The organism is Falsarthrobacter nasiphocae (assembly GCF_031456275.1).
In the GTDB taxonomy this organism is placed as follows: Bacteria; Actinomycetota; Actinomycetes; order Actinomycetales; family Micrococcaceae; genus Falsarthrobacter; species Falsarthrobacter nasiphocae.
The window spans coordinates 115,154-135,603 of sequence record NZ_JAVDUI010000001.1 but is presented as its reverse complement, the minus strand read 5'-3'; the positions used below and the strand labels follow the sequence as shown (position 1 = coordinate 135,603).

16 protein-coding genes and 1 pseudogene are annotated in these 20,450 nt (G+C 68.4%); 11 read left to right on the top strand and 6 right to left on the bottom strand.

What is annotated here, in order from left to right; translation table 11 throughout:
• Positions 1–32: 32 nt before the first annotated feature.
• From J2S35_RS00625 to J2S35_RS00610, 4 genes are all read left to right on the top strand, one after another.
• The gene (locus J2S35_RS00625; RefSeq protein WP_309848667.1) at positions 33–752 is read left to right on the top strand and encodes a lipoate--protein ligase family protein; all 720 of its coding nucleotides are present in this window, start codon (positions 33–35) and stop codon (positions 750–752) included.
• Positions 753–819: 67 nt separating this feature from the next.
• Positions 820–1,086, top strand: a complete 267-nt coding sequence (locus tag J2S35_RS00620) for a mycoredoxin (protein WP_309848665.1) — start codon at positions 820–822, stop codon at positions 1,084–1,086.
• Positions 1,087–1,088: 2 nt separating this feature from the next.
• A complete protein-coding gene (locus J2S35_RS00615) occupies positions 1,089–1,763 on the top strand; it encodes an MBL fold metallo-hydrolase (RefSeq protein ID WP_309848662.1) in 675 nt (224 codons plus the stop codon).
• Between the two features lie 3 nt (positions 1,764–1,766).
• The gene (locus J2S35_RS00610; RefSeq protein WP_309848660.1) at positions 1,767–2,537 is read left to right on the top strand and encodes an SOS response-associated peptidase; all 771 of its coding nucleotides are present in this window, start codon (positions 1,767–1,769) and stop codon (positions 2,535–2,537) included.
• 4 nt (positions 2,538–2,541) lie between these two features.
• Here the strand turns inward: J2S35_RS00610 and J2S35_RS00605 are convergent, their stop codons facing one another.
• The 3 genes from J2S35_RS00605 to J2S35_RS00595 form a co-directional block, all read right to left on the bottom strand.
• Positions 2,542–3,825, bottom strand: coding sequence for an MFS transporter (locus J2S35_RS00605; protein WP_309848657.1), 1,284 nt, complete (start codon positions 3,823–3,825; stop codon positions 2,542–2,544).
• Positions 3,826–3,899: 74 nt separating this feature from the next.
• Positions 3,900–5,111: a class I SAM-dependent methyltransferase gene (locus J2S35_RS00600; RefSeq protein ID WP_309848655.1), complete on the bottom strand. Its 1,212-nt coding sequence runs from the start codon at positions 5,109–5,111 to the stop codon at positions 3,900–3,902.
• A complete protein-coding gene (locus J2S35_RS00595; protein ID WP_309848654.1) occupies positions 5,104–5,754 on the bottom strand; it encodes an IMPACT family protein in 651 nt (216 codons plus the stop codon). The genes J2S35_RS00600 and J2S35_RS00595 overlap by 8 nt, the downstream gene beginning before the upstream one ends.
• Positions 5,755–5,777: 23 nt before the next feature.
• Between J2S35_RS00595 and coaE the strand changes: the two genes are divergently transcribed.
• From coaE to J2S35_RS00570, 5 genes and pseudogenes are all read left to right on the top strand, one after another.
• Positions 5,778–6,434 (top strand): dephospho-CoA kinase, encoded by a 657-nt coding sequence (gene coaE / locus J2S35_RS00590; protein ID WP_309848652.1) that lies wholly within the window; start codon positions 5,778–5,780, stop codon positions 6,432–6,434.
• A 153-nt stretch (positions 6,435–6,587) separates the two neighbouring features.
• Complete coding sequence (locus J2S35_RS00585) at positions 6,588–6,872, top strand: hypothetical protein (RefSeq protein ID WP_309848650.1); 285 nt, start codon at positions 6,588–6,590, stop codon at positions 6,870–6,872.
• Positions 6,873–6,928: 56 nt separating this feature from the next.
• The gene (gene uvrB, locus J2S35_RS00580) at positions 6,929–9,061 is read left to right on the top strand and encodes an excinuclease ABC subunit UvrB (RefSeq protein ID WP_309848648.1); all 2,133 of its coding nucleotides are present in this window, start codon (positions 6,929–6,931) and stop codon (positions 9,059–9,061) included.
• 271 nt (positions 9,062–9,332) lie between these two features.
• Positions 9,333–10,319 (top strand): annotated as a pseudogene (locus J2S35_RS00575) (TerC family protein); the annotation flags it as partial.
• A gap of 655 nt (positions 10,320–10,974) precedes the next feature.
• A complete protein-coding gene (locus J2S35_RS00570; protein WP_309848647.1) occupies positions 10,975–12,237 on the top strand; it encodes an MFS transporter in 1,263 nt (420 codons plus the stop codon).
• A gap of 132 nt (positions 12,238–12,369) precedes the next feature.
• Here J2S35_RS00570 and J2S35_RS00565 read toward each other — a convergent pair whose 3' ends face one another.
• From J2S35_RS00565 to J2S35_RS00555, 3 genes are all read right to left on the bottom strand, one after another.
• A complete protein-coding gene (locus J2S35_RS00565; RefSeq protein WP_309848645.1) occupies positions 12,370–12,690 on the bottom strand; it encodes a putative quinol monooxygenase in 321 nt (106 codons plus the stop codon).
• A 108-nt stretch (positions 12,691–12,798) separates the two neighbouring features.
• Positions 12,799–14,106: an alpha/beta fold hydrolase gene (locus J2S35_RS00560; protein ID WP_309848642.1), complete on the bottom strand. Its 1,308-nt coding sequence runs from the start codon at positions 14,104–14,106 to the stop codon at positions 12,799–12,801.
• Positions 14,107–14,156: 50 nt separating this feature from the next.
• Positions 14,157–16,703 carry a DEAD/DEAH box helicase gene (locus J2S35_RS00555; RefSeq protein ID WP_309852953.1) on the bottom strand — a complete coding sequence of 849 codons (2,547 nt, stop codon included), beginning with the start codon at positions 16,701–16,703 and terminating at the stop codon, positions 14,157–14,159.
• A gap of 312 nt (positions 16,704–17,015) precedes the next feature.
• Between J2S35_RS00555 and J2S35_RS00550 the strand changes: the two genes are divergently transcribed.
• Both J2S35_RS00550 and uvrA read left to right on the top strand, forming a co-directional pair.
• Complete coding sequence (locus J2S35_RS00550; RefSeq protein WP_309848639.1) at positions 17,016–17,465, top strand: GntR family transcriptional regulator; 450 nt, start codon at positions 17,016–17,018, stop codon at positions 17,463–17,465.
• Complete coding sequence (gene uvrA, locus J2S35_RS00545) at positions 17,462–20,347, top strand: excinuclease ABC subunit UvrA (RefSeq protein WP_309848637.1); 2,886 nt, start codon at positions 17,462–17,464, stop codon at positions 20,345–20,347. The genes J2S35_RS00550 and uvrA overlap by 4 nt, the downstream gene beginning before the upstream one ends.
• Positions 20,348–20,450 lie beyond the last annotated feature (103 nt).

The following is a 20,450-nucleotide window of genomic DNA, read 5'->3' as shown; positions in this document are numbered from 1 at the left end:
TCCACCATTATGGGTGTCGGTAGCCTTGATCCATGCCCTCGCCCGAACTTCGTGTCATCCTGCCTCATGAGTCCCTCGGCGCCGCGGAGGACCTCGAGGGCGGGCTGCGCCTCCTCTCGGAGGTGCGTGACGGCTCCCTCGGCGCCCATCTGCGCCTCTACCGCCCCGTCCCCACCCTGGCCTTCGGGCAGCGGGACGTGCGCCTGCCGGGGTTTCAGCGGGCGACGACGGCGGCTGGCGCCCACGGGTTCACCCCCGTTGTGCGGAAGGCAGGCGGGCGGGCGGCGGCCTACCACCGCGGCACCCTCGTCGTCGACCATGTGGAGCGCGAGGCCGAGGCGATGCTGGGACACCAGGCCCGCTTCATCAGGTTCGGTGACCTCTTTGTCCGTGCGCTGGGACGTCTGGGCGTGGAGGCGGCCGTGGGGGAGATCCCCGGCGAATACTGCGCGGGGGAGCACTCCGTCCACGGCCGGACGCCGGACGGCACCCTCATCAAGCTCGCGGGCACGGCGCAGCGCGTGGTCCAGGGGGCGTGGTTCTTCTCCTCGGTGGTCGTCGTGGAGAATTCCGCGCCGCTGCGGGCCGTCCTCGCCGACGTCTACCCGGCGCTCGGCGTGGAGATGGAGCCGTCAACCGTCGGCGCCGCCGAGGACACGGGCGTGGCCGGCGTGACCGTCGAGGCCTTCACCGAGGCGCTCCTCGCCGAGTACGGGCAGGAGTACCGGCTCACGGGGGAGGCCCCGGCCTGAGGTCTCGTTGTCCACAGAACGTGCGAGGCGGGGAATGCGCGGCGGCGGCGCGTGGTTGAATCGGTACATGAGCCACGTCGAAGACTTCACACCAGCCCCCGGTTCCGTCACGATGTTCACCACGAGCTGGTGCTCGTACTGCAAGAACCTGAAGCGCCAGATGGACAAGTCCGGCATCTCGTACACCGAGGTCAACATCGAGGACACGCCCGGCACCGCCGAGCTCGTCGAGTCCATCAACAACGGCAACCAGACCGTGCCCACGCTGCTCTTCCCGGACGGCTCGTCCGCGACGAACCCGAGCATCGCCGTCGTCCGCGAGAAAGTGGCCTGATCATGGCAACGGAAACACTCTGGACTGGCGAGAACGGCGTTCGCCTCGAGCGTCTCGTCACGAGCGGCCCCTACGTCATTGACGGCGAGCGGATCGAGCTCGAGAACAACGTCTACCTCATCGGGGACTCGGAGACGGTCCTCGTCGTGGACGCGTCGCATGACGCCAACGCCATCGCCGAGGCCACGGCCGGGCGCACGGTCCCGGCCATCGTCCTGACGCATGGGCACCTGGACCACATCAACGCGGCGCCCGAGACGAGCGACCTCGTGGACGCGCTCGCCCTCCTGCACTCCGAGGACGCCATGCTCTGGGAGCAGGCCCACGGCCAGCGCACGGGCCCGCACCGCACGCCGGGCGGCACGCTCAAGAACGGCGAGGAGTTCGTCATTGCGGGCCTTCGCCTGCAGGTGCTCCACACGCCCGGCCACACGCCGGGCTCTGTCTCCATCTACGCGCCGGAGGCTGGCTGGGTTCTCACGGGTGACACGCTCTTCCCGGGCGGCCCGGGAGCCACCGGCCGCCCGTTCTCGAGCTTCCCGCAGATCATCGAGTCCATAGAGTCCACGCTCTTCGAGCTCCCCGAGGACACCGCCGTGTACCCGGGGCACGGGGACAGCACGACGATCGGCGCCGAGAAGCCGAGCCTTCAGGAGTGGAAGGACAGGGGGCACTAGGATATGTGCGGGCGCTACGTCGTCGCGAGGTCCACGGGGGACCTCATGGCCGAGTTCGACCTTCAGGCCGGCGGGGACGTCGACGTCCGCGAGTCCTACAACGTCGCGCCCACGACGCCGGTGCCCATCGTCGTCCGCCGCCCCGGCGAGGACGGCGAGGGGCCGGGGCCGCGGGAGCTCGCCGTGGCCCGGTGGGGTCTCGTTCCGCCGTGGGCCAAGGACCTGAACTTCTCCTCGCGGGCCTTCAATGCCCGGAGCGAGACAGTGCGGGAGAAGCCGACGTTCCGCAGTGCCGTCAAGCGCAAGCGCTGCCTCGTCCTCGCGAGCGGGTACTACGAGTGGCTGGCCCCCGAGACCCCGTCCGGGAAGAAGCGGCCCTTCTTCATCCACCCGGAGGACGGCTCCACCATCGCCTTCGCGGGCCTCTATGAGTGGTGGAGGGACCCGGCCGGCGGTGAGGAGAGCCCATGGGTCCTCTCGTGCACCATCCTGACGATGGCCTCGCCGGACCAGGACGAGCCGGGTGTTCTGGGCGAGCTGGGCCGCCTCCACGACCGCCTGCCGGTGCCCCTCGACCCGGCCTTCTTCGACGAGTGGCTGGATCCGGAGAACGACGACGCCGAGCTCCTCGTCGACACGGCCACCGCGGCCGCCTTCGACGTGGCCTCGGGGTGGACCATGCACGAGGTGGGCCCGGCCGTGGGCAACGTGCGCAACAATGGGCCGGAGCTGACCGAGCCCGTGGGGGAGCAGGGCAGCCTCTTCTCCGCCTGAGGCGTTAGTCCGCTGCAGCGCCGCGGCGGCCGATTTCCCGGACGTGCTTCGACGTGGCCAGCAGCGTCACGCCCGTCACGCCAATCCCGCACACGGCCAGGCCGAGCGGCGCGTCCAGGCCTCGCCCGGCCGCAAACCCGGCGAGGATCGGGGCCGGTACGCGAGCGAGGTCCGCGACGACCATGAACGTGGCCTGGACGCGGCTCTGGAGAGAGTCCGGCGTCTCAGCGAAGACGTGGCCGAAGAGCGCGCCGTTGAGCGCGGGGGACGGGATCATGCACAGGGCCGTCACGGCGAACATCACCGCCGGCGTGTGCGGAAGGACGAAAAGAGCCGCGAAAAGCGCCGACATCAGGCCCAGGCCGCCGATGGCCAGCACCCCGGCTGGGACCCTGTCCGTCACGAACGGAGCCGCGGCGCTGCCGAGGATGCCTCCGACCGCGAACCCGGCGCTTGCGAGCCCGATCCCGAACGCGTCAACGCCGTCCTCGCTGAGGCGGAAAATGACCCACGATCCGGCGGTGAAGACCATGATGTTGATGAGTGGCGCGCACCAGAGCACCCGGCTCAGGGCAGGCCGCGACCGAAGGAATGCGAGGCCCATGGGGAAACCACGCATGGCGGCCGCCAGCCGCGGACTGCGGGGTTCGGCGGCGGTCTGACCCTGCTCGGAGCGCGGCCCCAGATTTCCCCTGATGCGCCCGAGCACGCCGAGGAAGGCAACGTCGCAGACGAGGCTGAGGACGGGTGGCAGCGCCGGATGAACGCCGTAGAGAGCTCCCGCTGCGGGCGATCCCGCGATGCTGATCACGGAGGTGCGCGCGGTCGCCGCGCTGAGGGCCCGTGGGAACTGCTCCGGCGTGATGAGGGACTTGAGCGCGCCGTCCAGGGGCGGGTCTGCGAGGGCGTTGGTGAGCGCGATGACGGCGGACGCCCCGACGAACCCGGCCGCGAGCCACCAGGGGGCGGCGTCTCCGCCTAGGCCCGCCCAAGTGGCTATGGCTGTGAGGACGATTCCGCCGGCCGCGCTCACGAGCACGGCCCGTCGGATGAGCGTCCGCCGCGGGTAGCTGTCGCCGAGCGCCCCGCCCAGGAGCGTGCCCACGAGCGTGACTCCGGCGAGGAGCCCGCCCACCTGCCCGGCCTGTTCGACGCTGCCGAGGAGGTCGATAGCCAGAAGGGTCGACCCAAACGCCATGGCCCCGCCGAGCGCCAGAAGGGTTTCACCCGCGAACCAGCGTCGGTAGGACGGTGACGTGAACGGGTTGATGGGCGGGGCAGTACTCACACAGTGCTTATAGAACAAGCGCCTTGATTAGTCAAGGGTGAAATGTCCCATCAAGCAGGGCGCGCTGTCGACGACTACCCCTTGAGGGAGCGCGTGACCTGGAACTTCCGGTTCGAGGCCACGGTGACCGTGGTGCCCACGTGGCGCCGGAGGTGGCGGGAGTAGGCGAGCGGCGCGTTCCACACGGTCAGCAGAGTCCCGCCCGGGCGGAGCACGCGGCCCGCGGCCTCGAAGAGCTTGAGGGCGATGTCCTCCGTGACCGTGTTCCCGGCATGGAAGGGCGGATTGAGGACGATGAAGTCCTCGCTCGCATCGGGCCACGTGGAGAGGGCGTCGTCCAGGACCGTCCTGATCTCCACACCGTTGGCCTCCGCCGTGAGCTCCGTCGCGCGAATCGCTGCGCGGGACACGTCGGTCGCCACGACGCGCACCTCGGGGTCCACGAGGGCCGCGAACACAGCGATGGTCCCATTGCCGCAGCCCGCGTCGACGATCTGCGGGGGCGTGGCCGCGGCCAGCTCCTCGGCCAGGACCGGCAGCAGCAGGCGAGTTCCCGGGTCGAGCCGGTCCGCCCCGAACGCGCCCGGCACGGCACAGAGGGTCAACGGTGCGCGCAGCCCGACGTCGTGCGATGACCGCGTCACGAAGGACCGCTCAGGACCCGGCGCCGGCGAGGACGCCCAGATGAGGCGCGCCTTCTGGCGCGCTCGAGACGGCTGGACGGAGGCAAAGGACGCCTCCAGCCGGTCGTTGAGTCCGAGCGACATGTGCTTGAGCCGGCCGCCCACGAGCAGGCCGAGGATCCCGGGGAGGCGGGCTGCGGCGTCGGCCCATTCCTCAAGGACCGCGTGGGCGCGCGGCGCGAGGGCGAGCACAAGGACAGGCGCGCGGCCCGTGGCCCCCGCGAGGTCCTCCAGGTCGAGGAACTCGATCCGCTCGGCGAGGCCCGCGGCGGCCGCATTGTTGAAGATCGCGTTGCGGTGCACTTGCGAGTCGGTCACCACGAGCACGCGCTGACCCGTCTCCTGGGCCATCGCAAGGCTCACCGCGCCGTAGGTCTCTCCGGCGACGACGACCCGCGGGGGCTCTGCCCCCTCCTGCGGCCCGTCCGCGAGCATGGCGAGGGCCGTGTCCACGAGCAGGCGGTCTGCGGCGTCGACGGCCACGAGCTCGGGCGCCTGGACGTCGGGCCATCGGCCGAGCCTCTCATAGAGCGCGGCCAGCTCGGGGGACGTCTCGCGGGGCGGCCGGAGCTCGAGCGGGGCAGGGGTCTGGGGCTCAGACATCGATCCAGGCCTCTCCTTCGGGGGTCGGTTCGGCCTCGCCGCGAGTGACGGAGGCAAGGAGGCGGGCGAGATCCTCGCCGGCGCCCGCGGCCGCGGCCACGTGTATGACGGCCTGGGCCTCGTAGTCGGTGCCGGCCACGGCGAAGCCCGCGCGGCGGATCTCCGCCTCCACGTGGCCCGCGTTGGCGTGGGGGACGGAGACGGCAAAGAGCTCCCGCCGCGCCCGGGTGGCGAAGGTCGCCGTCTCGAGGGCCTCGGAGACGGCGCTGGAGTACGCGCGGGTCAGCCCGCCCGCGCCGAGGAGGACGCCCCCGAAGTACCGGACGACGACGGCCGCGACATCCGAGAGGTCGGGTTCGCCGAGCGGCGAGGCCAGCGTGAGGGCCTCGAGCATGGGGCGGCCTGCGGTGCCGGACGGCTCGCCGTCGTCGTTGGAGCGCTGCACGCGGCGCTCGGGGCCCAGCGCGAAGGCCGTGCACCTGTGGCGCGCGTCGGGGTAGGCGGCCGCGATCTCGGCGAAGAAGGCGCGCGCCTCGTCCTCGGACTCGACGCGGCGGAGGCACGCGATGAACCGCGAGCGGCGAATCTCGATCTCGTGCTGCGCGGGCCGGGCGAGGACCGTGTAGGCATCGGGCGAGGGCATGGTTCCAGTCTAGGATGACGGGCATGGACGAGACTGCCTCCGCGATGCCCGACCCTGCCCATGACTCCTCTGATCGGCCGGTCTTCGCGCTGACGGGCGGCATTGCCGCGGGCAAGTCCGCCGTGGCCGCGCGGCTCGCTGAGCGCGGCGCCGTCGTCGTCGACTCCGATGTCCTGGCCCGCCGCGTTGTGGAGCCCGGGCAGCCGGCCCTCGCGGAGGTCGCGGAGGCGTTTGGGCCGGGAGTTCTTGAGGCAGACGGGACCCTGGACCGTGCGGCCCTCGGGGCGCTGGTCTTCGGGGACGACGACGCGCGGGCGCGGCTCAATGCCATTCTGCATCCGGCGATCCGGGCTGCGGCGGCAGACGCCGTGGAGGCGGCCCGACGTGCGGGAGCCCGCGTCATCGTCCAAGACATTCCGCTCTTGGCGGAGACCGGGCGCGCGGGGGAGTTCGCCTTCGTGGCGACGGTCGAGGCGGACGACGAGACAAGGATCGAGCGGATGGTCACCCGGCGCGGAATGACCCGCGAGGCGGCCGAGGCGCGCATCGCCGCGCAGGCCACTCGTGCGGAGCGGGAAGCGGTGGCGGACCTTGTCATCGAGAACGAAGGCAGCCTCGAGGACCTGCACCGCGCGGCGGACGAGCTGTGGGAGACGCTGGAGGGGCTCGCGGCCCGGTGATTGCGCGACCGTGTCGGGGCTGCTGGGGCGGCTGGCGGCTGGGACAGGGCGGCGTTTCCGGCGGGGCGTGGGGAGCGTGCCAGGTAAAATTGGGCACAGCCATCCGGTCCCGTACGGGACAGGCACGGACCCGCACGACGAGAGGACGCCCTGATGTCTCAGCCCCAGCCCTATGGCCAGCAGGCACCGGCCTACCGCGAAGATCCCGGCAAGATCCTGGGCATCCTGTCTATTGTGGCAATCTTCTTCATGCCGCTGGTCGGCGTCATCCTCGGGTACATCGGACGCAAGAACTCCCGCGAGGCCGGATTCAGCGGCGAGTTGGGGCACATCGGCTTCGTCATCAACCTCATCCTGACCGTTCTCGGCGCCCTGTTCATCGTCGCGGTCTTCGGGTCGGTGCTCATCAGCATGATGACGCAGGGCAACGCCGGTTAGCGGCCCTGCGCCTCGCGTGGGCTGATCGTGTCCACCCCTCCCACTAGGGTTGGGGTATGAGCTTGGCACAGAAGATCAACCGCGTCGTCGCACCTTTCGAGGTCGTCAGCCAGTACCAGCCCGCCGGGGACCAGCCGCAGGCTATCAAGGAGCTGGCGGAGCGGCTTGAAGCGGGGGAGAAGGACATCGTCCTCATGGGTGCCACGGGCACGGGCAAGTCGGCGACCACCGCCTGGCTCATCGAGAAGGTGCAGCGGCCCACGCTCGTCATGGTTCAGAACAAGACCTTGGCGGCCCAGCTCGCCAACGAGTTCCGGGAGCTGCTGCCCAACAACGCTGTGGAGTACTTCGTTTCGTATTACGACTACTACCAGCCCGAGGCCTACGTCCCTCAGACGGACACCTTCATCGAGAAGGACTCCTCCGTCAATGACGAGGTCGAGCGTCTTCGCCACTCGGCCACCAACGCCCTCTTGACCCGCCGGGACGTCGTCGTCGTCGCCACCGTCTCCTGCATCTACGGCCTCGGCACGCCTGAAGAGTACGTGGCAGGCATGGTGACCCTCCGCAAGGGGGAGGAGATGGACCGGGACCAGCTGCTCCGGCAGTTTGTCCAGATGCAGTACGTCCGGAACGACCACGACTTCCACCGCGGCACGTTCCGCGTGCGCGGGGACACCGTTGAGATCATCCCGATGTATGAGGAGCTCGCCCTGCGCGTGGAGTTCTTCGGGGACGAGATCGAGGCCATCTACACTCTGCATCCGCTGACGGGGGAGATCGTGAGGGAAGAGAACGAGATGTACGTCTTCCCGGCCTCCCACTACGTCGCAGGCCCAGAGCGCATGAATCGCGCCATCACGGCCATCGAGGACGAGCTCGCCGCGAGGCTCGCCGAGCTCGAATCTCAGAACAAGCTCGTCGAGGCACAGCGCCTGCGCATGCGGACCACCTATGACCTCGAGATGATGCAGCAGATGGGCTTCTGCAACGGCATCGAGAACTACTCCCGCCATATCGACGGCCGCGGGCCTGGCTCTGCCCCGCACTGTCTCATCGACTACTTCCCGGATGACTTCCTGCTCGTCGTCGACGAGTCCCACGTGACCATCCCCCAGATCGGAGCCATGTACGAGGGGGACTCGTCTCGCAAGCGAACGCTCGTCGACCACGGGTTCCGCTTGCCCAGTGCCCTGGACAACCGGCCGCTGAAGTGGGACGAGTTCCTCGACCGGATCGGCCAGACCGTCTACCTCTCCGCCACCCCGGGCAAGTATGAGCTCGCACAGAGTGACGGCGTCGTCGAGCAGATCATCCGTCCCACGGGCCTCGTCGATCCGCAGATCGTCGTCAAGCCCACCAAGGGACAGATCGACGATCTCCTGGAGCAGATCCGCGTCCGCGTGGCCAAGAATGAGCGCGTCCTCGTCACCACGCTGACCAAGCGCATGTCGGAGGATCTGACGGAGTACCTCCTCGACCACGGGGTCAAGGTGGAGTACCTCCACTCCGATGTCGACACCCTCCGCCGCGTTGAGCTCCTCCGTGAGCTGCGACTCGGCACCTTCGATGTCCTCGTGGGCATCAACCTGCTGCGTGAGGGACTCGACCTCCCCGAGGTGTCCCTTGTGAGCATCTTGGACGCGGACAAGGAGGGGTTCCTCCGCTCGACGACGAGCCTCATCCAGACCATCGGCCGCGCGGCCCGCAACGTGTCTGGCGAAGTCCACATGTACGCGGACCGCGTCACGGCGTCCATGGAGCAGGCCATTGAGGAGACCAACCGCCGTCGCGAGATCCAGGTGGCGCACAACCTCAAGCACGGTATTGATCCCAAGCCGCTTCAGAAGCGCATTGCGGACATCACTGACCAGCTCACGCGTGAGGGCGCGGACACGGACGAGCTCCTCGGGCAGTTCGAATACGGCAAGGGCAAGCGGGGGTTCAACGCCACGATCACGGAGGACCAGCGTGCACGCCGGGCCGGGGCCAAGGCGGCGGACCAGGTTCGCAAGGACGGGCTCTCAACAGCCGGCGCGGAGGATCTTGTCACGCTCATCCGCGAACTCACGGACCAGATGAACGCTGCGGCGGAGGAACTCCAGTTCGAGCTGGCGGGGCGTCTTCGAGACGAGGTCGCGGATCTGAAGAAGGAGCTGCGCCAGATGAAAAGCGCAGGCCACGCCTAGGCCTGGGCGCGCTCAGGACGGCCCGTGAGGCTCCCTGTAGACTGGTCTGCAACGTAGGGGAGTATCCCGTTCGCGCTGTGGACGTCAGCACGAGACCTCGGCCGCCCAGCATCGGCACGGCCTGAGGTCTCCGGGCACAGCGGGCAGCCCAGAAGGGCTGCCGGAGAGACTTGCGAACCGCGCCGTCGTGATCGGCAGCCCCCTGGCCTGCCCAAGGGCGAGCCTCCGACACCGCGGCATCACCATCCGTCTCAACGAAGGTTGTGTCCACATGCTCCAATTGCCCCTGTGGTTCGAGATTGGAACGTTCGTCGTCCTCGGCGTCATTCTGATCGCGGACCTGCTTCTCGTTCTCAAGCGTCCTCACGAGCCCAGCATGAAGGAGGCCGGCCTGTGGGTCGGCTTCTACGTGACGCTGGCCCTCATCTTCGCGGCCCTCATGTACATCTTCACCGGGCATGAGCACGGCACGCAGTTCCTCGCCGGCTGGATCACCGAGTACAGCCTCAGCATTGACAACCTGTTTGTCTTCATCGTTATCATGGCGCGCTTCTCGGTCCCGCGGAAGTACCAGCAAGAAGTGCTCATGGTGGGCATCATCATTGCCCTGGTCCTCCGCGGCATCTTCATTCTGCTGGGTGCCGTGGTCATCGAGCGCTACTCGTTCGTCTTCTACATCTTCGGCGCGTTCCTCCTCTGGACTGCGTACAAGCAGGCCACGGATGACGGCGAGGACGAGGCGGGGGAGAACCCGCTCATCGGTCGCCTTCGCAAGGTCATCCCCATGACCGAGCACTACGACGGCGGCAAGCTGCGCACCACCGTCGACGGCAAGCGCCTCTTCACCCCGATGCTCGTCGTCTTCGTGACGATCGGCCTGACCGACCTCATGTTCGCGTTCGACTCGATCCCGGCCATCTTCGGCCTGACCCAGTCGCCCTTCATCGTCTTCACGGCCAACATCTTCGCGCTCATGGGTCTGCGCCAGCTGTACTTCCTGCTCGGCGGCCTCATGGAGCGCCTGATCTACCTCAAGCATGGTCTCTCGATCATTCTCGGCTTCATCGGCGTGAAGCTCATCTTCCACGCGATGCACGTGAACGAGGTTCCGTTCATCAACGGTGGCGAGCACATCGAATGGGCCCCGGAGATCAACACGTTCGTCTCCCTGGCGATCATCCTCGGTGTCATCGTCATCGCGACGGTTGCGTCTCTCCTCAGCCCCAAGGGCAAGGCGGCGCAGGCCAGCTCCGAGCTCCGTGCGGCGTTCGAGCACTACGAGCGCGCTCACGAGGAGTATGCGGCCACAGAGGCAGAGCGGGCCAAGGCGCTGGAGCAGCCCGAGTTCCGCGCCGCCGCCGGTGAGCTCGTCTCGCGGTACGACCGTGCCGTCACGGTGGACGAGAACCCCCGCGTGAACGTCGAGTTCCCCGAGACGAGCCCCAATGACCCGCGCTCCCTCAAGGAGATCGTCGGCGCTCTCAAGGAGCATGGCGTCACTGCGAGCGACGCGAAGGCGGCATCGTCCCGTTCCGACAAGGAGACCGCCTCGGCGCCGGCCCGTCAGCCGGGCAACGGTTCGCACGCGGCTCACTAGCTGCACACCGCAACGGCGGCCGGGCGGTCCTGCAAGGACCAGCCGGCCGCCGTTGGCGTATCCGCGCACAACTCGAGCACTTGCCATCCGTTATAATTTGTAGAACGACATCCCCCACGCCTCTCGAAGACGCGCAACAGGGGGATTTTCCCAATACTGCGCTGATCTCACGCGCCTCATGGGGACGGCTGCAGGCCTGGCGATCATTCCGACGGGCATGGGGGAAGACCCCTTCAGGATGGGCGTGGAGAAGGTCAGACGCTGTACCGCAGCACAGCGTGCCGATGGCATGAGGGGACTGATGGTCAGGAGCCGTATGAAGCGCGTGCGAATCGTCTTTCCAGCGGCCGCCCTGCTCTCGGGGGCGGGCAACTGGCTGACGTTCATTGCTCTCATTGTCTTCATTCAGCAGACCCATGGGTCTTCAGCGGCCGTCGGCCTGTTCCTGGCGCAGACGGCCCCAGCGCTCCTCGTCGCAGGGGCGGTGGCGCGGCGGGTCCCCCCACGGGCGGTGTACCGGACGTGGATCTTGATTCAGGTCGGCGTCGCCGCGTTGACCATTGTTGCCTCGTTCTTCGTCACGTACTTGGGCGCCATCTATGCCTATGCAGGTGTGTCAATGGTGTTGAGGAGCATTCTCAACCCCCTGTTCATGACCCTGATTTCGACGAATGTCGCGCCGCAGGACAAGCCGGACGTCCTTCGGTCCGTCAGCGCCTCGTCGGCGTTGACGATGGCCATCGTTCCCGCTCTGGGTGGTGCACTGCTGCCGGTGGCAGGGCCTCACGTGCTGCTCGTTGTCAACGCCTTGCTGTCCTTGGCGTCTGCCACTCTGCTTTTTCTGACCCTGACTGTGTCCCCCTCCGCCGAGCCTAGTGTTGGCGCGCGCACGTCGACTGACAGCCGCCGGCGGCTCTTCAATATTCCAGGGGTAATGACTTTGGTGCAGGTAGAGGGATCGCGGATCTGGGTGTGGAGAACATTCGAGACGCGCGCATGGATCCTCTTGATTCTCGGTGGCGCCATCTTCAACGCCATCGAAACGCCGTTCATCTTCGACGTGGCTCGCGGGGGTTCCGAGCTGTTCGGAGCGATGATGGCCGCCTACGGCCTGGGCGGCCTTGTCGTCCTCCTCCTGGGGATGTTCCCTGGCCGGCGCTTGTCGTTGATCTTGGCGAGGTTCATCAACCCCCAGAGCATGACGTGCACCGTCATCGTGGGCTTTGCGTGTCTGGCGGGGATGGCTGGGCTTGAATCCCGAGCGGCGGGACACACGCTGGGGCTCGTCTCGTTCTTTCTCCTCGGCACCGCAGTCAGCTGGCTGTCGGGAACCATTCGATCGTGGCTCGACGAACTCCCTGGAAGCGAACAGGGGCTCGGCCTCACTGTGTGGACGTGGGCTTCCCAAGTGACACTCGCCGTCAATTTGCTTGTGTACGGCGTTTTCACTCTTGCGTTCACGCGACTGCCCGCCGGTGTGTGGCTGATTGCCGCGCCGCTGTGTGCGTATTCGCTGCTCGCGTTGTCCATCTTGCGGAGCGCAGATCGGGGTGCAGCCAAAAGAGGGGCTGCAGAATAGATCACGGAGCCACCGCGGGGCGCACAATGTCTCTCTGCGCACCGCGGCGGCCAGGCAGTCCGTCGTGGACCTGCCTGGCCGCCTTCGATATATCAATTCGGTGTTGCTATGTCACTGGCAGCAGCGGCGACACTAGTCGATGCGGAGCTCGCCCATCTCGTCCCAGCCCTCGCCGTCCACCTGGCGGCTGATGATCTTGGGCGTCGCCGCGAGCGCCGGACGCATGGCCTCGAGACCCTTGGCGAAGTGGTCGCTGGAGACGTGCGCCTCGGCGGCGTCGTCCTTGAACGCCTCGATGAGGACGTACTCGTTGGGGTCCTCCAGGCTGCGGGACCACTGGAACCAGAGGTTGCCCGGCTCGGCGCGGGTGGCCTCGGTGAACTCGCGGACGCGCTCGGGCCAGGACTCGGCGTGCTCGGGCAGGACGGGGAATTTCACGGTGATAACGATCATTCCTCCACCCTAGCGAAGCCCCCGCGTCCACGAGATGAGAGAAGACGGTGTCTTCACAGCCGCCGCGCAGCCGCACTCTTCACGAGGCGGCCAGCCCCGGCGGAACCCCTAGCCCTCGGGCAGGGCCCCTACCCGCCGCGCCAGCTCCCGGAAGATTGTGGGGCCGTCCTGCGCGATCCCGTCGTGGTGGAGGTCGCTCCGCTCGTACACCTGAGTCCCCGCGATGGCCTCTGCGGACGCCAGGGACACGCCGCGCTCCACATAGATGTCGTCCGTGTACACGCAGGCCGCCACGGGCACCTCGTTGGACGCCAGCCGCGTGCGATCGTAGAGCGGCCCGAAGTCGTCGGCCTCCGCCAGCAGCGAGGCCGCGCCCCACAGCGGGGCCGTGGCGGGGTCCGTCTCCACGTGCCACGGATAGATCATCTCGCCGGTCAGGGCCGGACGCTCGGCGTCCTCCGCGAAGCGAGGCAGCTCGGCGCCGACTCGCCAGGCCGCCCAGTTGGTCGGGGTCCCTTCCGCGTAGATGGTCTCGTGCATGACGGTGTAGAGGGGCGTCGCCTCCTGGTGGAACTGATTCCAGACGGTGCGCTTGAAGGAGTCGGTGAGCCCCAGCTCGCCGTCGGCGCGGCGCTCGAACGCCTCGGAGAGGGCGTAGTGGAGGCCGTGGACCCGCGTGTTGCCGCCGAGGAACATGCCGAGCCGCTGAAGGTGGCCCGGGCGCAGGACCACCCCGTCCACCGTCTCCTTGCCGGTCCGAACTCGGGCGACGATGTCCGCATGGACTTCCTCGTCCTCGGGGTACCAGGAGAAGAACTCGCGCTCCCGCCGCGCGACGGCGTCATAGGTGGCGCGGTAGACGTCGTCGACCCCCACGGTCAGGGGAGGCAGGCCGCCCGTGATCATGGAGCCCGCGAGGGACTCCGGGTGCAGCGACAGGTAGGTCGCGGTGATGAAGCCGCCGTAGCTCTGGCCGTGCGTGTGCCAGCGCTCGACGCCGAGGGCGCCGCGGAAGAGCTCCGCGTCGCGGACGATCGAGTCGGCGCGCATGTGCCGGAGCCGGTCCGCGATCTCCTGGTCCGTTCCGCTGACCGTGTTCCGGTTGACGGGCGCGCTGCGGCCTGTCCCTCGCTGATCCAGCATGAGGATGCGGAAGTGCTTGGACGCCTCGCCGATCCAGCCGGACAGGGACAGGTGCCGGGTTCCAGCGCACCCGGGGCCGCCCTGGAGGTAGAGGAGCCACGGCAGCGTCTCGGCGCCGGCGCGCGTGGAGCGGTACTCGCGGGCGAAGACCTCGATCTGCTCGCCATCGGGGTTCGCGTGGTCCAGCGGCGCGAGGATGCGGTGCTCGGCGATGACCGCGGAGTCCCCGAGCCGGTGCTCGGGTCCCCGGCGGTAGGCGGGTGCGTCGTTCATGCGTGGTCCTTTCGTGCTGGGCGGCCGGGGTGTTTCGGTCCGGACGTTCCTCAGGAGCCCGCGAAACCCACGCGCGTCACGCGCAGGACGGGGGAGCCGGCCTCGTCGGAGGCGTCGAGGTCGACGACGGCGTCGAACCCGAAGTCCTTGTTCCCCTCGGGATCCTTGAGGATCTGCCGCGCCGTCCAGGTCCGCCCGGACTTGGTCAGGATGAGGAGATCGGCGGCGCGCGCGGCGGGGGAGTCGTCGATATCGTTGTACTCGTCGAAGTACTCGTCCATGGCGTCCGCCCAGTCGTCCGCGGTGAGCTCGCCGCCCGCGGCCTCGTCGAGGGAAGCCAGCTCGCGGTCCCGCTCGTCGGCAAAGAGGCGGACCCGCTGGAAGAGGGCGTTGCGGACCATGACGGTAAACGTCCGCTCGTTGGCCGAGATGCCCGGCGGGGTCGGGGGCGCCGCAGGCTCGTCGTCGTCGGCATCCTCAGGGTGGGAGAGCTTCTCCCACTCATCCAGAAGGGAGGAGTCCGTCTGGGAGACGACCTCGCCGAGCCAGGCGATGAGGTCCGAGAGGTCCTCGGTCAGGAGCTCCTCAGGAACGAGGTGGCTCAGCGTCCTGTAGGCATCCGAGAGGTAGCGGAGGAGGACGCCCTCGCTGCGCGCCAGGCCGTAGTGCTGGACCATGTCCGCGAAGGTCATGGCCTTGAGGTACATGTCGCGGACCACGGACTTCGGCGAGAGCTCCAGGCCCGCGAGCCACGGCGCGCCGTGCCGGTACGTCTCGAGGTTCTGCTCGAGGAGCTCGGCCAGCGGCTTCTCATAGGTGACCTCGTCGAGCAGGGCCATGCGCTCGCTGTACTCGAGCCCGTCCGCCTTCATGGCGGCCACGGCCTCCGTGCGGGCGCGCTTGTGCTGCGCGGAGAGGACCTGGCGCGGGTCGTCGAGCACGGCCTCGACGACGCTCACCGCATCCACGGCGTAGGACGGGTCGTCCTTGTCGAGGGTGCTCAGGCACGCGAGGGCGAACGGGGCCAGCGGCTGGTTGAGCGCGAACTTCTCCGGAATCTCGGCGGTCAGCGCGTACCGGCGCCCGCAGGCATCCGGGGTGGACTGCGGTGCCACGAGCCCGCCAGCGACGAGCTCCCGCAGGATCCCGAGCCCCTGGCGCTTGAGGGCCGCCTGCGCGGCAGGCGGGACGTGCGAGGCCTCGATGAGGCGCGTCGTCGCCCGGATCGGGTCCTCGCAGCGCGCCAGGAGGTTGACGGCCATCGAGTGCGTCAGGCGCATGCTCGGGGTCAGCGGCTCGGGCTCGGCCGCCACGAGCTTCTCGAACGTCGGGCGCCCCCACGAGACGAACCCTTCGGGCGGCTTCTTCTTGACCACCTGGCGGATCTTCTTCTCGTCGCCCTTGAACTTCGCGTGCGCCTTCTCCAGCGCGCGCTTGTTCTCAATGGCGTGCTCGGGTGCCTGGACGACGACGGTGCCCGCCGTGTCGAAGCCCGCCCGGCCGGCGCGGCCCGCGATCTGGTGGAACTCGCGGGCCTGGAGGATGCGCGACTTCGAGCCGTCGAACTTGGACAGGGCGGTGAGGACGACGGTGCGGATCGGCACATTGATCCCGACGCCGAGCGTGTCCGTGCCGCAGATGACCTTGAGCAGGCCCTTCTGGGCGAGCTGCTCGACGAGCCGGCGATACTTGGGCAGCATGCCGGCGTGGTGGACGCCGATGCCCGCCCGGACGAGCCGAGACAGGACAGCGCCGAAGCCCTTGGAGAACCGGAAGTCGCCGATGACGGCCGCGATCTGCTCCTTCTCCTCAGCGGTCACGAGCTTGACGCTCGCGAGGCCCTGCGCCCGCTCGATGGCCTCGAGCTGGGAGAAGTGCACCACGTAGACCGGCGTCTGCTTGGTCGCGACGAGCTCGGTCAGCTGGTCCTGCAGCGGGTCCTTGGAATAGAAGAAGTGGAGGGGGATCGGGCGGTCCGTGTGCGCGATCACCGCGAGCTCCCGCCCCGTGGACTGGGGGAGCTCGGTCTCGAACCGGGACACGTCGCCGAGCGTGGCGGACATGAGAAGGAACTGGGCCTGGGGAAGCTCGATGAGCGGGACGTGCCAGGCCCATCCGCGCTGCGGGTCCCCGTAGAAGTGGAACTCGTCCATGACGACGCAGCCGACCTCGGCCTCCCGCCCCTCGCGCAGCGCGATGTTCGCGAGGATCTCAGCCGTGCAGCAGACGATCGGCGCGTCCGCGTTGACGGAGGAGTCTCCCGTGACCATGCCGACGTTCTCCGCGCCGAAGACGCGGACGAGGTCGAAGAACTTCTCGGAGACGAGGGCCTTGATCGGGGCCGTGTAGTAACTGCGCTCGCCGCGGGCGTAGGCGAAGAGGTGCGCGGCGATGGCCACCATGGACTTGCCGGAGCCTGTGGGGGTCGAGAGGATGACGTGGCGCCCGGCCACGAGTTCCATCGCCGCCTCCTCCTGGGCGGGATACAGGGAGAGGCCGCGGGATCCGGCGAAAGCCTCGAAGGCAGCGAACAGGGCGTCATCGCTGCTCGCCCGGTACGCACCGAAGAGGCCCTGATACTGGGGGGATTCGGGCAGGGCAGGCAGGAAGTCTGAGATCACCCCTCCAGACTATGCGGTCGGGCGCAGCGACGGGGCGGACACCCCCGGTTTGCTTTTCCGGCGAACTCGCGCTTACATTATGCCTGCTTGAGTCGGCGCCGACTCGCGCTTGCTTTTCCGCGGTCACGACCCAGTCGCGGAGAGCTGGCGTTGCCCCCGCGGCGTCGTCGTCGCCTCTTGCGAGATCCGTCAGAGGTGGCGCCCGGACGGAGGGCGCTCCTCCTTGGCCTTCCCCGGACGCGGGGAAGGCGAAGAGAGTCTCCTCTCCACGCCCATAAGGAAATACCCATGAAATCCCCCATCCCCTCATGGCTCTCGACGTCCTCCCTCCAGGAGTACGCCGGGCCGCCCGTCGTTCAGATCACGAGCGCGGTCGTCGACGCCATCAACCGCGCTGACGCGGCGTCGGGCGATCGACTGCCGCCCGTGCGCAAGCTGGCCGAGCATCTCGGCGTGGCGGTCAACACCGTCGCCAAGGCCTACAAGCGCCTGGAGGATTGGGAGCTTGTGGAAGGGCGGGGGCGCGGGGGGACTGTCGTCTCGACTGACGCGTTCCGTCTTCGCGACGACGTCCGCCGCATGGCGGCCAGCCTGGTCCGCGCCGCCAACCGGGCGGGCATCCGGGTGGAGGAGCTCCACAGCATGGTGGACGCCGCGCATGAGCGCCAGAGAGACGTGGCTTCGTCCACGGCGAACGGTCTGGAATCGAACACGCGTTCGCCTAAGATGAGGGAGTGACCCCTCCAGACTTCGCCGCCGTCGCGCCCTCGGGCCGCCCCTCCAACCGCATTCGCGTGCAGGGTGCCCGCGAGCACAACCTCAAGAACGTCAACCTGGACCTGCCGCGGGACGCCATGATCGTCTTCACGGGCCTCTCGGGCTCGGGCAAGTCCTCGCTGGCGTTCGACACGATCTTCGCTGAAGGACAGCGGCGGTACGTCGAGTCCCTCTCGGCCTACGCGCGCCAGTTCCTCGGCCAGGTGGACAAGCCGGACGTGGACTTCATTGAGGGACTCTCGCCCGCGGTGAGCATCGACCAGAAGTCGACGAGCAAGAACCCCCGCTCCACGGTGGGCACCATCACCGAGATCTACGACTACATGCGCCTTCTCTGGGCGCGCATCGGCCGTCCGCACTGCCCCATCTGCGGCGAGCCCGTGCTCAAGCAGAGCCCTCAGCAGATCGTGGATCAGCTCCTCGAGCTGCCCGAGCGCACCCGCTTCCAGGTCCTGGCGCCCGTCGTCCGCGCCCGCAAGGGAGAGTTCGTGGAGCTCTTTCAGGAGCTCACGGCCAAGGGTTACGCGCGCGCCAAGGTCGACGGCGAGACGGTCCAGCTCTCCGACCCGCCGAAGCTCGGGAAGCAGTTCAAGCACACCATCGAGGTCGTCGTGGACCGCCTCGCCATGAAGGAGGGCGTGCGGCAGCGCCTGACGGACTCTGTCGAGACCGCGCTCGGCCTCGCCGACGGCCGTGTCGTCATCGACTTCGTGGACCGGGACGAGGACGCGGCGGACCGCACCCGCGCCTTCTCCGAGAACCTCGCGTGCCCCAATGAGCACCCGCTCGCGCTCGACGAGATCGAGCCACGCAGCTTCTCGTTCAACAACCCGTTCGGCGCCTGCGCGGAGTGCTCCGGCATCGGAACGCGCCTTGAGGTGGACGAGAGCCTCGTCGTCCCCAACCCCGATCTCTCCCTCGCGGAGGGCGCCATCGCCCCGTGGTCCCTCGGCACCGCCACCACGGAGTACTGGGTCCGCCTCATGAGCGGCCTGGCCAAGGAGGTCGGCTTCTCGATGACGCAGCCGTGGGGCTCTCTCCCCGCGAAGGCCCGCCGCGCGGTCCTCGAGGGCAAGGACCACAAGGTCACGGTGGCCTACCGCAACCGCTTCGGCCGTGAGCGCAAGTACACCTCCGGCTTTGAGGGCGTCTTCGCCTACATTCAGCGCAAGCACGAGGAGACGGAGTCCGAGAACGCCCGGGACCGCTACAAGGAGTACATGCGGGAGGTGCCCTGCCCCGCCTGCCAGGGAGCCCGCCTCAACCCCACGGCGCTCTCGGTGACCATTCAGGGCCGGTCCATCGCCGAGGTCGCGGCGCTGCCCATGGGGGACGCCTCGGCGTTCTTCGCCGGGCTGGAGCTCACGCCACGCGAGGCCAAGATTGCCGAGCAGGTGCTCAAGGAGATCGACGCCCGCTTGCGCTTCCTTCTCGACGTCGGCCTGGACTACCTCAACCTCGAGCGCTCGGCGGGGACGCTCTCTGGAGGCGAGGCCCAGCGCATTCGCCTCGCCACGCAGATCGGGTCCGGCCTCGTGGGCGTGCTGTACGTCCTCGACGAGCCGAGCATCGGCCTGCACCAGCGGGACAACCGTCGCCTCATCGAGACGCTGACCCGCCTGAGGGACCTGGGCAACACGCTCATCGTCGTCGAGCACGACGAAGACACGATCCACGAGGCCGACTGGATTGTCGACGTCGGGCCGGGCGCGGGTGAGCACGGCGGCGTCGTCGTCCACTCCGGCTCCGTCGAGGGGCTCAAGGAGAACAAGGAGTCCATCACGGGCGACTACCTCGCGGGCCGCCGTTCCATCGAGGTGCCGGGGAAGCGGCGCCCGATCGACAAGAAGCGCATGCTGCGGGTCGTGGACGCGCGGGAGAACAACCTCCAGGACGTCACCGTGGACTTCCCGCTCGGTGTCCTGACTGCGGTGACGGGCGTCTCGGGGTCCGGCAAGTCCACGCTCGTCAACGACATCCTCTACAAGACCCTGGCCAATCGCCTCAACGGCGCCAAGCACGTGGCCGGGCGCCACAAGAAGGTGGAGGGTCTGGAGAACCTGGACAAGGTCATCCACGTGGACCAGTCGCCCATCGGCCGCACGCCGCGCTCCAACCCGGCGACGTACACGGGCGTGTTCGACCACATCCGCAAGCTCTTCGCGGAGACGAACGAGGCGAAGATCCGCGGCTACCAGCAGGGGCGCTTCTCGTTCAACGTCAAGGGCGGCCGCTGCGAGAACTGCTCGGGCGACGGCACGATCAAGATCGAGATGAACTTCCTCCCGGACGTCTACGTCCCGTGCGAGGTCTGCCACGGCGCGCGGTACAACCGCGAGACCCTGGAGGTCCGGTACAAGGAGAAGAACATCGCCGAGGTCCTCGACATGCCCATCGAGGAGGCGGCAGAGTTCTTCGAGGCGTTCGCGCCGATCCACCGCCACCTCAAGACGCTCGTCCAGGTCGGTCTCGGCTATGTGCGGCTGGGCCAGCCTGCCACGACCCTCTCCGGCGGCGAGGCCCAGCGCGTCAAGCTGGCCACCGAGCTCCAGAAGCGCTCGAACGGCCGGAGCGTCTATGTCCTCGATGAGCCGACCACCGGCCTGCACTTCGAGGACATCCGCAAGCTCCTCGTTGTCCTCCACAGCCTCGTGGAGAAGGGGAACACCGTCATCACCATTGAGCACAACCTGGATGTCATCAAGACGGCGGACTGGATCATCGACATGGGACCCGAGGGCGGATCGGGCGGCGGCCAGGTCCTCGTCACGGGCACCCCGGAGCGTGTGGCCCAGCAGGAGGGCAGCCACACGGGGGCCTTCCTGGCAGAGATCCTCGGGTAGCGTGCCGGCGCGGCGCGGGCCTGCCCGCGTCGCGCAGATCCGCGCCCCCGCGCCCGCTAATGTTGTTCCCTGTGGGCGACGACGCCCCCGCGGGCCATCCGGC

What these genes read in the sequence shown, in the direction of transcription:
- J2S35_RS00565 (WP_309848645.1), bottom strand. Translation starts at nt 12,690, where the DNA reads ATGATCGTTATCACCGTGAAATTCCCCGTCCTGCCCGAGCACGCCGAG.
- coaE (WP_309848652.1), top strand. Translation starts at nt 5,778, where the DNA reads ATGGACGAGACTGCCTCCGCGATGCCCGACCCTGCCCATGACTCCTCT.
- J2S35_RS00600 (WP_309848655.1), bottom strand. Translation starts at nt 5,111, where the DNA reads ATGTCTGAGCCCCAGACCCCTGCCCCGCTCGAGCTCCGGCCGCCCCGC.
- J2S35_RS00615 (WP_309848662.1), top strand. Translation starts at nt 1,089, where the DNA reads ATGGCAACGGAAACACTCTGGACTGGCGAGAACGGCGTTCGCCTCGAG.
- J2S35_RS00550 (WP_309848639.1), top strand. Translation starts at nt 17,016, where the DNA reads ATGAAATCCCCCATCCCCTCATGGCTCTCGACGTCCTCCCTCCAGGAG.
- J2S35_RS00570 (WP_309848647.1), top strand. Translation starts at nt 10,975, where the DNA reads ATGAAGCGCGTGCGAATCGTCTTTCCAGCGGCCGCCCTGCTCTCGGGG.
- J2S35_RS00620 (WP_309848665.1), top strand. Translation starts at nt 820, where the DNA reads ATGAGCCACGTCGAAGACTTCACACCAGCCCCCGGTTCCGTCACGATG.
- J2S35_RS00560 (WP_309848642.1), bottom strand. Translation starts at nt 14,106, where the DNA reads ATGAACGACGCACCCGCCTACCGCCGGGGACCCGAGCACCGGCTCGGG.
- J2S35_RS00610 (WP_309848660.1), top strand. Translation starts at nt 1,767, where the DNA reads ATGTGCGGGCGCTACGTCGTCGCGAGGTCCACGGGGGACCTCATGGCC.
- J2S35_RS00625 (WP_309848667.1), top strand. Translation starts at nt 33, where the DNA reads ATGCCCTCGCCCGAACTTCGTGTCATCCTGCCTCATGAGTCCCTCGGC.
- J2S35_RS00585 (WP_309848650.1), top strand. Translation starts at nt 6,588, where the DNA reads ATGTCTCAGCCCCAGCCCTATGGCCAGCAGGCACCGGCCTACCGCGAA.
- J2S35_RS00595 (WP_309848654.1), bottom strand. Translation starts at nt 5,754, where the DNA reads ATGCCCTCGCCCGATGCCTACACGGTCCTCGCCCGGCCCGCGCAGCAC.
- uvrB (WP_309848648.1), top strand. Translation starts at nt 6,929, where the DNA reads ATGAGCTTGGCACAGAAGATCAACCGCGTCGTCGCACCTTTCGAGGTC.